We start from the raw sequence: 12,117 nt of genomic DNA, 5'->3' as shown, positions 1-12,117 counted from the left end.
CGCGAGCAAGCTCGCTCACCACATAGGATCTACGCCTCGACCTGGCTCCATTGCTTGCTCAGGCGCTTGTCGGAAATCGGCACTTTAGTGCCCAGTTGCTGGGCAAACAACGACACGCGATATTCCTCCAGCCACCAGCGATAGAGCTCCAGCTGAGGGTCGCGCTTGCCTTCCTGGGCGTGTTTTTTCAGACGGTTCTCATACTGCGTCCACAAGCCGGCCAGCTCGCCGCTCCACACCCGATCCTTTTGCACCTGGCTTGGCAGTTTCTCCAGGCGCAACTCAATGGCCTTGAGGTAACGCGGCAACTCCTTGAACCATTGCGCCGGGGTTTCCCGCACAAACCCTGGGTACACCAGGTGGCTCAACTGCTGCTTGATGTCATTCAAGGCCACGGCCTGGGCCAGGTCGATCTTGCCTTTGAAGCGTTTTTGCAGGCCGTGCCAGAGTTTCAGCACGTCCAGGGTCAGGCGCGCCAGGCGCTCGGCGTGCTCGGTCCAGCTGCCGCGCTTGCGCTCGGCCAAGGCCGCCAAACCGGCGCCATCACGCGGCAGGCTGGCTTCGCCTTCGAGTACGCAGGTGTCGAGGCTGGCCAGCAGGATGTCTTCCACCAACGCATCGATGCGCCCCAGTTCGCGGTACATCAGCCCCAGTTCGGTCAGGCCCGGCAATTTGCCGCGCAGGAATTTCGCCGGTTCCGCCAGTTGCTGCATCAGCAGGCGCTGCAACGCACGGCGATGCTGGAATTCCGCCTCGGCGGCGGTGGAGAAGCGCCCTTCCTTGACCGTGCCGTTGTCTTCCACCAGCGCTGGATACACCGTCATCGACAGCCCGGCGATCTTCTGTTGCGTCTTTTCCGCCACTGCCGCAAACACCTTGGCCTCGACCGGCTGCTGGCTTTTCGCAGTCTGCGGAACGGCCAGCGCGGCCTGGCTGGCCTCGGCAAAACGCGCCGTCAGTTCGGCGAGATCCCGGCCTTCGCCGAGGAACTTGCCTTGGCCATCGACCACTTCCAGGTTCATCTTCAGGTGGCTTTCGACCTGCTGCGCGGCTTCGGCCCAGGCTTCGTCGCTGACCCGCGCCCCGGTCATGCGCAGCAATTCGCGGCCCAGCGCCTGGGGCAGCGAGCCCTGGCCGAATTCGATCCGTTGCAGGGCGGCCTTGACGAAGTCCGGCACCGGCACGAAATTCTTGCGCAGCGCCTTGGGCAGGTTGCGCACCAGGGCGATGCACTTGGCTTCGATCACGCCCGGCACCAGCCACTCCAGGCGCTCGGGCGGCAAGGCCGGCAACAGCGGCGCCGGCACGCGCAGGGTGACACCGTCACGCGGGTGGTTGGGTTCGAAGTGGTAACTCAACGCCAGTTCCAGGTCGCCCAGGTGCAAGGTGTCCGGATAATGCGCGGCGGTGACTTCACTGGCTTCGCGGGCCAGTACGTCTTCTTCGCGCATGACCAGCAGTTGCGGGTTTTTCTGGCTGTTGACCTTGTACCAACTGTCGAAGGTCGCGGTCTGGTGGATCTCCGCCGGCAAGCGCGCATCGTAGAAGGCGAACAGGGTTTCTTCATCCGCCAGGATGTCGCGACGGCGCGCCTTGGCTTCCAGTTCGTCGAGCTGCTCCAGCAACTGCTGGTTGGCCGTCAGGCACTTGGCCCGCGACTGGATCTCGCCACGCACCAGGCCTTCGCGGATAAACAGCTCGCGGGACACCACCGGGTCGATCGGCCCGTAATGCACCGGCCGGCGCCCGACCACAATCAGCCCGAACAGGGTGATCTGCTCAAAGGCCACGACCTGGCCGCGCTTCTTCTCCCAGTGCGGCTCGAAGTGGTTCTTCTTGATCAGGTGACCGGCCAGCGGCTCGATCCAGTCGGCGTCGATCTTGGCGACCATGCGCGCATAGAGCTTGGTGGTCTCCACCAGTTCGGCGGTCATCAGCCACTGCGGGCGCTTCTTGCCGATGCCCGAGGACGGGTGAATCCAGAAACGTCGCTGGCGCGCGCCGAGGTAATCGCCGTCTTCGGTCTTCTGGCCGATCTGGCTGAGCAGGCCGGACAACACCGCCTTGTGCAGTTTCGGGAAGTCCGCCGGGTCTTTGTTGACCGTCAGCTGCATATCGCGGCAGATCAGGCTCAACTGGCGATGGGAGTCGCGCCACTCGCGCAGGCGCAAGTAGTTGAGGAAGTTCTTGCGGCACCAGTTGCGCAGCGGGCTGGCGGTGAGCGCCTGGCGCTGTTCTTCAAAACCGCGCCACAAATTGACCAGCCCGGCGAAGTCCGAGTCCGGATCTTTCCACTGCGCGTGGGCCTGGTCGGCGGCCTGTTGACGCTCCGGCGGGCGCTCGCGCGGGTCCTGGATCGACATGGCGCTGGCGACGATCAGCACTTCCTGCAGGCTGCCGAGCTTGGCGGCTTCAAGCAACATGCGGCCCATGCGCGGGTCCACCGGCAGGCGCGCCAGTTGGCGCCCCAATGGGGTGAGCTGGCTGTTGCGGTCCACCGCCGACAGCTCTTGCAGCAGGTTGAAGCCGTCGCTGATGGCTTTGCCGTCCGGCGGTTCGATAAACGGGAAATCGGTGATTTCGCCGAGGCGCAGGTGCAGCATCTGCAGGATCACGGCGGCAAGGTTGGTGCGCAGGATCTCGGGGTCGGTGAATTCCGGACGGCCGATAAAATCCTCTTCGCTGTACAAGCGGATGCAGATGCCCGGCTCGACCCGCCCACAACGGCCCTTGCGCTGGTTGGCGCTGGCCTGGGAGATCGCCTCGATCGGCAGGCGCTGCACCTTGGCGCGGTAGCTGTAGCGGCTGATGCGCGCGGTGCCGCTGTCGATCACATAACGAATGCCCGGCACGGTCAGCGAGGTTTCCGCGACGTTGGTCGCCAGCACCACGCGCCGACCCGGGTGGGACTGGAAGATGCGCTGCTGTTCGGCCGGCGACAGGCGCGCATACAGCGGCAGGATTTCAGTGTGCTTGAGCTGGGCCTTGCGCAGCAGGTCGGCGGCGTCGCGAATCTCGCGCTCGCCCGGCAAGAACACCAGCACATCGCCCGGGCTGCGTCGCTCGCTGCGTTCATAAGCGCCGATTTCGTCGAGGGCGGCAAGGATTGCCTGGTCGACCGTCAGGTCGTCCTCGACGCGGTTGCCCTCTTCGTCCTGTTCCAGGGTCAGCGGGCGGTACCAGGTATCCACCGGAAAGGTACGACCCGACACCTCGACAATCGGCGCATCGTCAAAATGCTTGGAGAAGCGCTCCAGGTCGATGGTCGCCGAAGTGATGATGACCTTCAGGTCAGGGCGACGCGGCAGCAGGGTTTTCAGGTAGCCCAGCAGGAAGTCGATGTTCAGGCTGCGTTCGTGGGCTTCGTCGACGATGATCGTGTCGTAGCGTTCCAGGTAGCGGTCGTTCTGGGTTTCTGCCAGCAGGATACCGTCGGTCATCAGCTTGATCAGGGTGTTGGAATCGCTCTGGTCTTCAAAGCGCACCTGATAGCCGACCAGCGCGCCCAACGGCGTCGCCAGTTCTTCAGCAACACGGCTGGCAACGCTGCGCGCGGCGATCCGGCGTGGCTGGGTGTGGCCGATCAGGCCGAACTGGCCGCGACCGATTTCCAGGCAGATCTTCGGCAACTGGGTGGTTTTACCCGAACCGGTCTCACCGGCAATGATTAGCACCTGGTGTTTGCTCAGTGCTTCTTTGATCTCATCGCGCTTGGCCGCAATCGGCAGGCTGTCGTCATAGCGGATCACCGGCAGGCTGGCGCGACGCGCCGTAACCTGCGCGCAGGACGCCTGCATGCGCGCCACCCACTGCGCCAGCTTTTCCTCGTCGGGCTTCTTGCGCAGCTCAAGCAGCTGCCGGCGCAAGCGATGGCGGTCGGCGAGCATGGCGTGATCGAGGGTTTTGAGCAGTTGGTCGATAGTGGGCGCTTGGTCGGTCATCAGGGCGGCAAAGGTCTTCTGGGTGAGGCAGGGCACGCCTGCATAGCTACGGACGGAAAAACGAGGGGCGATTGTCGCAGATTTCGGCATTTCTGGAGACGCTCAGTCAGTGACTGGCCGCTTAGCGACTCCGAATGAACATATTTCTTACACAAGAAAGTCGCTCATCCGACCATCTCACAGTAAAAAACCGATGGTTTGAGTGAGGTACGCAGGATCAAATCAACCCGCCAGAAACCTCTGGCAGATCACTGTATCGCTTATGAAACCGGAGCTTTTATGCCTATCGATTCGACAAACAGCCAACCTAATCTACCCAGCTACGTGGAATCCATGCGAGCCCAACCGCGCTCGGCAGCGTCGGAACCACCACCCACATATGATTTCGTGCCCGCGTACACCGAGAAGCCATCGCACAACGCATCCTCCCGAACCTACTCGACACCGCCCACTAATTTGACGGCAAATCGAATCTCGAGCTTTCACACGACCAGTCAGGCATTACGAGGAATGGGTTTCATAAGCAGCCTGTGACGCAACCGCAAAAACCGGATTGATGTCACCTTTAACATCTGAGGATTTCATATGCCCATTGACTCCAGCCGTTACTACAACGCATCCACCCAAAACCTTCATGGTTACGCCAACAAATACCAGGACATTGCACCTACATCCTACTCGGCAAACAGTTCCTGGACCTCAGACCCCTCTGGGTCTTCCTACACCTCCAAGAACTATCCGAAGCTACCCAATACCAAGGCAAGAGACCTGAACGCTGAGCTGCATCTGGCGGGAGCGGCTACAAACCCCCGAAACTCCACGGCGACCGTGACAAACGTAAAAAAGTCAGAAGATCTGAACGTCGCGAAGACACCGAATACGGTTACCAAGTTTGTCGTGACGGGAGACGGACAGATGGCGATCGCCAACATCAGTAAAAATGTAGCGCCAAAGATGGTTTCCCACCCCGCCATCGCCGAAATCGGCGTCGGTCCCGGTCAGTCGAACAATATCGTCAGTGCCGGCTACTTAAAGCAAACCATGACAGGGAAAACTCACTTATCCAGTACCTCGGGCCACTACCTACCCACAAAGGAGCATATGAGACCCGCACAGGATCACTTGGAAAAAATGGGCGTCAGGTCGACCAAAAACCAATTGAGTATTTTCTGAATAGCGATCGCTCAGTAAATCAAGTTCAAGAAAATTGATCGCGTTCCTTGCGCCGGTACGGAAACACATCAATGACCTTGCCGGCGCGAATCGCCTCCTGCAATCCCTTCCAATAATCGGCGTTGTACAACTCGCCATGCAACTCATCGAACAGTCTGCGCTGGCCGGCATCGGCGAACAGGAACGGCGGGAATTCCTCGGGGAATACATCCAGCGGGCCGATGGAGTACCAGGGCTCGGAGGCCATTTCATCCTCGGGGGTGCGCGGTGCCGGGATATGGCGGAAGTTGGCCTCGGTAAGAAAGCAGATTTCGTCGTAGTCGTAGAACACCACGCGGCCGTGGCGGGTGACACCGAAATTCTTCAGCAGCATATCGCCGGGGAAGATATTGGCCGCCGCCAGTTGCTTGATCGCCAGGCCGTAGTCTTCCAGGGCTTCGCGCACTTGGGCGTCGTTGGCGTTGTCGAGATAGAGGTTGAGCGGGGTCATGCGCCGTTCGGTCCAGCAGTGGCGGATAAGGACGGTATCGCCTTCCACTTCGACGGTGCCGGCGGCCACTTCCAACAACTCGGCCAGGCACTCCGGTTCGAACTTGCCCAGGGGGAAACGGAAGTCGGCGAACTCCTGGGTATCGGCCATGCGCCCGACGCGGTCGACACTTTTGACCAGGCGATACTTCTCGATCACCGTGGCGCGGTTGACGTTTTTCGATGGCGAAAAACGATCCTTGATGATCTTGAACACGGTATTGAAGCCCGGCAGGGTAAACACGCTCATGACCATGCCACGCACGCCGGGGGCCATGATGAACTGATCGTCGGTGGTCGCCAGGTGGTTGATCAGGGCGCGGTAGAACTCCGACTTGCCGTGCTTGTAGAAACCGATCGAGGTGTACAACTCGGCAATGTGCTTGCCGGGCAGGATGCGCTTGAGAAAGCCGATGAATTCCGCCGGCACCGGCACGTCGACCATGAAATAGGAACGGGTGAACGAGAAGATGATCGACACATCGGCTTCGTCGGTGATCAGCGCATCGATCTGGATGCCCTGCCCTTCGCGGTGCAGCAGCGGGATGACCAGCGGCCATTGTTCGTCGCGGGTGTAGATACGCCCTACGAGGTACGCGCCTTTATTGCGGTAGAGCACCGAGGAAAACAGCTCGACCTTGAGGTCCGGATCCTTGCACACCCAGTCCGGCAGGTTTTCCCGCAATTGGGCTTCGAGGCGGCGCAGGTCGGCGGCCAGGTCGGCGTAGGGTTCACTGAAACGGTAGTCGGCAAAGATCTGCACGAGCATGTCCGGGATTTTCCCAGCGGGTGTGTAGGTGCGTGTCTGCGCTGCACGTGCCCGGCGCAGGCTGGGCCGGGTGGTGTGGATAAACATGCAGCCGTCGCTGATCAGGTCGTGGCTGAACAGACCGCAGAAGATCGAGTTGTACCAGGTCTCGGACAGCTCATCGTCGAAGCGCAGGTCGATCAGACCGATGTAGGCGCTTTTCACCACCGGCCACACATCGATGTCGAGCAACGCGGCGCCATCGAAGTGCTCACGCAGGCGTGCGGTCACTTCACTGACCTTTTCTTCATAGAGGTTGATGCGCGCCGCCGACGCTGCCTGGCCCTGTTGCCACTGGGCCTTTTCAAAACGCTCGCGGGCGCCATCGGTGATCTGACGGAAGTGCTCACGGTAATCGTCGAAGCCATCGAGGATCATCTGGGCGACAGCGAGGGCGGACTGCGACATGCGGGAAACCTCTGCGGGCATCTGGAAGCCCTGAGCTTAGCCAGTGTACGAGGGCAGGAGAAGGATCATTTTTTGCGCCGCGTTGTACAAATCCGTTCATTTCGTACATTTATTTTCAATTTATTTAATTCGACCATGCGGTCAGTAAACGCACCGATCAGTCGCCCTGCGGTTTGGCTGAACACCTTCTACGCCGCGGCTTGGCAGGTGAAGTAGAGCCACTGTGCGCCGCACTGATCCTGGCCACTCATGCAAGGCTTTGGATCCAACTAAGGGAAACCCTGATTACCACAATGATGGCACTTTGATATACAGCGCGCCCTCCCCCCTAACAAGGTCAAAAGACCGATCCGGGAACAGGTTCTAATCGCCCAAGGAGCATTGAGATGTCATTGAGGAACATGAGGATCGGTCTGCGTGCCAGTCTGAGTTTTGCGGTTTTGGCCAGCTTGCTGGTGATTGTCGGGCTGTTTGGCCTGGGCCAGATGGCCAAGCTGCGGCAAAGCGCGCTGGTCATCGAGGAATCGTGGATGCCGAGCATCGAGAACATCCACGACAGCGCGGCTTATGTGGCCAGCATTCGCTTGGAGGCGTTGCGCCTGGCAACCACCGACGAATCGCGGGTGCGCGATACCAGCAAAGCCCTGCTCGCCCGTCAGCGTACTGAACTGCAGGGGCTGCTGGACCGCCACGAAACCTTGTTGAGCAGTGATGGCGAGCGCGAGTTGCTGACCAAGTTGAAAGCCCATGTGGCCACCTACCTCACCCTCGTCACCCAAATGATCGCCCTGGTGGACAAGGATCAACAGCAAGACGCCATCGACCTGCTCACCAGCCGCATCGCCCCTCAGGGCACGGTCCTCAACCAGAGCCTGGAAGACCTGATCGTGTTCAACCAGCACGGTGTCGAGGCCGCAGCGGATTCGGCGGCGCAGATGTATGCCAGTGCCCAGTGGATCGTCGGCCTGATCATCGTTTTCGCACTGATCGCCACGTTGCTGCTGGCCTGGCAGCTGACCCGCAGCATCACCGCCCCGCTGGGCCAGGCGCTGATCGTAGCGCGCACCATTGCCGGCGGCGACCTGAGCCAGCCGATCGCCGTCAGCGGCAAGGACGAACCCGCCCAATTGCTCACCGCCCTGGCCACCATGCAGACGCAGTTGCAGGGCACCATCCGTGGCATCAGCGAGTCGGCGCAGCAACTGGCGTCGGCGGCCGAAGAAATGAGCTCAGTGATGGAACAAAGCACCCGAGGCCTGCAGGCGCAGAACGACGAGATCGAACAGGCCGCCACCGCCGTGACCGAAATGAGCGCGGCCGTGGACGAAGTGGCGGGCAACGCGGTGTCCAGCGCCGAGGCATCCCAGGCGTCCGACGAGGACAGCAAGCACGGTCACTACCAGATCAGCGAAACCATCAGTTCGATCCAGAACCTGGTCGACGAAGTACTTGGCGCCTCCACTAAGGCCGAAGGCCTGGCGGTACAGGCCCAGGACATCAGCAAGGTGCTGGAAGTGATCCGCGGCATTGCCGGGCAGACCAACCTGCTGGCGCTCAACGCCGCCATCGAAGCGGCGCGCGCGGGCGAGGCCGGTCGCGGCTTTGCGGTGGTCGCGGATGAAGTGCGCTCCCTGGCGCAACGCACCCAGGACTCCACCGAAGAAATCGAACAGATGATCACCGGTATCCAGCGCGGCACCCAAGACACCGTCGACGCCCTGAACAGCAGCGCCGAGCACGCCGGCCAGACCCTGCAACGGGCCAACAGCGCCGGCAGCGCGCTGGAAAAAATCACCGCCGCCATCTCGCAGATCAGCCAGCGCAACCTGGTGATCGCCAGCGCCGCCGAGCAACAGGCGTTGGTGGCACGCGATGTCGACCGCAGCCTGGTAAACATCCGCGACCTGTCCACCCAGACCGCCGCCGGCGCTACCCAGACCTCGGCTGCCAGCCAGGAACTGTCACGCCTGGCGGTAGACCTGAATGGGCTGGTGACGCGGTTTGTCCTGTAATCATCCGAGGGCTCATGTAACACTTGCCGACTGATTGCCGCCTTATCCATAGGGAAGCGTTGCGTGAGACCCGTCGACATCTTTTACCTGCTGGGGCTCGCCGCCATTTGGGGCGCGAGCTTCCTGTTCATGCGCATTATCGCGCCGGAGATCGGCACGGTGCCGACTGCGTTTTTCCGTGTGTCGATTGCCGCCGCCGGGTTGCTGGTGATCCTGGCGATGATGCGGGTGAGCTGGGATTTCCAGGGCAAGTTCAAGACGGTATTGCTGTTGGGGGTGATCAACTCCGGGATCCCGGCGACCCTGTATTCGGTGGCCGCCCAAGTGCTGCCGGCGGGTTACTCGGCAATTTTCAATGCCACCACGCCGTTGATGGGCGTACTGATCGGCGGGCTGTTCTTCAGCGAACGCCTGACGCCGTCGAAGGTCGCCGGGGTGTGCCTGGGCCTGTTGGGCGTGGGCGTGCTGACCCGCGCGGGGCCGGTGGTGTTTGACCTGGAATTGTTGATGGGCGCACTGGCCTGTTTGCTGGCGACCACCTGCTACGGCTTTGCCGGGTTCCTGGCGCGGCGCTGGCTGGATCAGCGCGGAGGCTTGGACAGTCGCCTGTCCGCCCTGGGCAGCATGCTCGGCGCTACGTTGTTCCTGCTGCCGTTCTTTGCCTACAGCGCCATCAGCCAGCCGCCCGCCAGTTGGGGTGGGTGGCAGGTGTGGTGGTCGTTGCTGGGGTTGGGGCTGGTGTGCACGGCGTTTGCCTACATTCTTTACTTCCGGCTGCTGTCGTCCATCGGGCCGGTCAAGTCGATGACCGTGACCTTCATGATTCCACCATTCGGTGTGTTGTGGGGTGTATTACTGCTGGATGAGCCGCTGTCCATGGCGCATCTGTATGGCGGGGTGTTGATCGCTGGAGCGTTGTGGCTGGTATTGCGCCCGGGGAAATTGGTCAAAACCCTGTAGGCGCTTGCTTCTGTGGTGAGCGGGCTTGCCCGCGCTGCGGCGCGAAGCGGCGCCAAACCTGCCGCCGCGTTCATCCTGAATGAACGCGGCGTTTTTATGGGCTGCTACGCAGCCCGGCGCGGGGCGAGCCCGCTCACCACAAAGACGAACATGAGGCCGATGATGATCAACCCCATCCCCAGCAGGCTCAGCATCGCGAGCTTGTTGCCGAAGATGAAGTAGTCCATCACTGCCGTCACCGCGGGCACCAGGTAAAACAGACTGGTGACATTCACCAGGTTGCCTCGGGCGATCAGGCGGTACAGCAACAGCGTGGCCAGCAACGACACCACCAACCCCATCCACAGCACCGGCAGGTAGAAACCGCTGCCGTGCTCAACGTGGAACGGCTGGAACGGCACAAACACCGAGCACAGCAGCAACCCCGCCAGGTATTGCACCGGCAGCGTGCCCAGGGGGTTGTCGGTGATGCGCTTCTGCATGATCGAACCGAAGGTCATGCTGGCCAGGGCGAGCAGGCCGAACAGCATGCCCGCCAGGGACATGCCGGACAACCCGATGCCCTGGTAGACCACCATGATCAGCCCCGCCAACCCAAGGCCCAGGCCGAACAAGCGGCGCAGCGAGCGCTGGCGTTCCATCAGCACCACGGTGAGGATCGGCTGTACGCCCATGATCGTTGCCATCACGCCAGGGGTGACGTTGAGGTCCAGGGCCAGCAGATAGAAAATCTGATAAGCCCCCAACAACACCAGCCCGGTCGCCGCCGCATACAGCAGGGGCTTGCCCGGACGCGGCAGTTTCAGCTTGAGGATCGGTACCAGCACCACCAGGCCTGCAAGGGCGATGGCAAAGCGGATCAACAGAAACGCAAAGGGTGACGCGTGGGCCAGGCCCCATTTGGAGAAGATCGCCCCGCTGCTCCACAGCAGTACGAACAGGCCCGTCGAGGCCGCCGCGGCCACGGATTGTTTCGAAATAACAGACATGGTTACCACCTGTAATCAGGCAAAAAGCCAATTCAGCAGACGCTGAAACTCAGTAGGTTTTTTTCAGGCGGGCAGACGGGAACAGCGATTCGCTGATCAGCCCGAAATGCCAACACCCGGCGGTGATACGACTGCGTACACCGGCGTGCTACTGACAGGTGGGGGGTAGTGACTGATCTGCGCAGGCTGCTTTTCCCCGCACGGCACGACCACAGCGTTGACCGCTGAATCGACTACCGCTATGCGCTGGAGAGCTGGCATGGGCTGATCTTGTGTGAAGGGATGAAGAGGCTCGGACTATAACCAGCCGTGGATAGGTTTTGCAATCACCCAGGGTGGAGGCGTTTTCATGTGGGCCCTGTGGGGCGCACCGCTATAATGCCGCCCAGTTTTTTCCAAGGATATCTCATGATCACATTGCCCTGGCTGTACCTGGTGCTTCTTTCCATCGGCTATGGACTGGCCCTTGCCTACGGGCAACTGGGGGCGCTGGCATGGGTGTCTGTCGCCCTGCTGTTGCTCGCCGGGTACGCCGTTCGCCAACAGCGTACCCCTTGGGCGCGTTACGTCGGCCACGGTCTGTTCATCGTGCTGGCACTGAGCCTGGCGATGCACTGGCTACCGGGCTTCTACAATGGGCGCGGCATTGGCTCGCAGCGTTTCACTGCCGATGCCGTGCCGTTTTCGATGTACCTGAACCAGGACAAACCGCTGATTGGCTTCTGGCTCTTGCTGGCCTGCCCGTGGATCGTGGCGCGGCGCTCGCTGCGCCTGTCGATCTACGTCACTGCGCTGGCCCTGGCCCTCACCGCCATCGCCGCCCTTGGTGGCGCCACGTTGCTGGGGGTGATCAGTTGGGCACCGAAATGGCCGGACCAGGCCTGGCTTTGGGTACTCAATAACCTGCTGCTGGTGACCCTCGTGGAAGAAGCCCTGTTCCGTGGCTACATCCAGGGTGGCTTGAGCCGACGCTTCAAGCACCTGCCCTATGGCGACAACCTCGCGCTGCTGCTGGCCTCGCTGCTGTTCGGCCTGGTGCATATCGGCGCGGGCTGGCACTGGGTGCTGCTGGCGAGCATCGCCGGGGTGGGCTATGGCCTGGCCTATCGCTTCGGCGGCCTGGGCGCGGCGGTGGCCACGCACTTTGGTCTGAACCTGCTGCACTTCGGGTTGTTTACCTACCCGATGCTGGCGGGTTGATCCCGGCCCCTTGCAGGAGCGAGCTTGTTCGCGAAAATCGTCAACGAAAACGCGGGCTGTCTGAATAAGCGCGGTGCCTTTGCGTTCTTCGCGAGCAA

7 protein-coding genes are annotated in these 12,117 nt (G+C 61.4%); 4 read left to right on the top strand and 3 right to left on the bottom strand.

The features are described from left to right. Positions 1-29: 29 nt before the first annotated feature. Positions 30-3,941, bottom strand: coding sequence for an ATP-dependent RNA helicase HrpA (hrpA, locus tag BM70_RS0101105; protein WP_025854287.1), 3,912 nt, complete (start codon positions 3,939-3,941; stop codon positions 30-32). Positions 3,942-4,526: 585 nt separating this feature from the next. Here hrpA and BM70_RS0101100 point away from each other — a divergent pair. Next, positions 4,527-5,114: a hypothetical protein gene (locus BM70_RS0101100; protein ID WP_025854286.1), complete on the top strand. Its 588-nt coding sequence runs from the start codon at positions 4,527-4,529 to the stop codon at positions 5,112-5,114. Positions 5,115-5,139: 25 nt separating this feature from the next. On the opposite strand, the gene aceK is transcribed toward BM70_RS0101100, so the two are convergent. Then, positions 5,140-6,858 carry a bifunctional isocitrate dehydrogenase kinase/phosphatase gene (aceK, locus tag BM70_RS0101095; RefSeq protein ID WP_025854285.1) on the bottom strand — a complete coding sequence of 573 codons (1,719 nt, stop codon included), beginning with the start codon at positions 6,856-6,858 and terminating at the stop codon, positions 5,140-5,142. Between the two features lie 386 nt (positions 6,859-7,244). Here aceK and BM70_RS0101090 point away from each other — a divergent pair, with 386 nt between their 5' ends. Both BM70_RS0101090 and BM70_RS0101085 read left to right on the top strand, forming a co-directional pair. After that, entirely contained in the window at positions 7,245-8,870 is a 1,626-nt protein-coding gene (locus BM70_RS0101090) for a methyl-accepting chemotaxis protein (RefSeq protein WP_025854284.1), read from the top strand. Between the two features lie 63 nt (positions 8,871-8,933). Next, complete coding sequence (locus BM70_RS0101085) at positions 8,934-9,830, top strand: DMT family transporter (RefSeq protein ID WP_025854283.1); 897 nt, start codon at positions 8,934-8,936, stop codon at positions 9,828-9,830. Positions 9,831-9,934: 104 nt separating this feature from the next. On the opposite strand, the gene BM70_RS0101080 is transcribed toward BM70_RS0101085, so the two are convergent. Beyond that, positions 9,935-10,819 carry a DMT family transporter gene (locus BM70_RS0101080; RefSeq protein ID WP_025854282.1) on the bottom strand — a complete coding sequence of 295 codons (885 nt, stop codon included), beginning with the start codon at positions 10,817-10,819 and terminating at the stop codon, positions 9,935-9,937. A gap of 408 nt (positions 10,820-11,227) precedes the next feature. Here BM70_RS0101080 and BM70_RS0101075 point away from each other — a divergent pair, with 408 nt between their 5' ends. After that, entirely contained in the window at positions 11,228-12,019 is a 792-nt protein-coding gene (locus tag BM70_RS0101075) for a CPBP family intramembrane glutamic endopeptidase (protein WP_025854281.1), read from the top strand. Positions 12,020-12,117 lie beyond the last annotated feature (98 nt).

It is taken from the genome of Pseudomonas sp. CHM02, from assembly GCF_000612585.1.
In the GTDB taxonomy this organism is placed as follows: domain Bacteria; phylum Pseudomonadota; class Gammaproteobacteria; order Pseudomonadales; family Pseudomonadaceae; genus Aquipseudomonas.
Note: the sequence above shows the minus strand (reverse complement) of the source record. Positions and strands in the feature narration are given on the sequence as shown.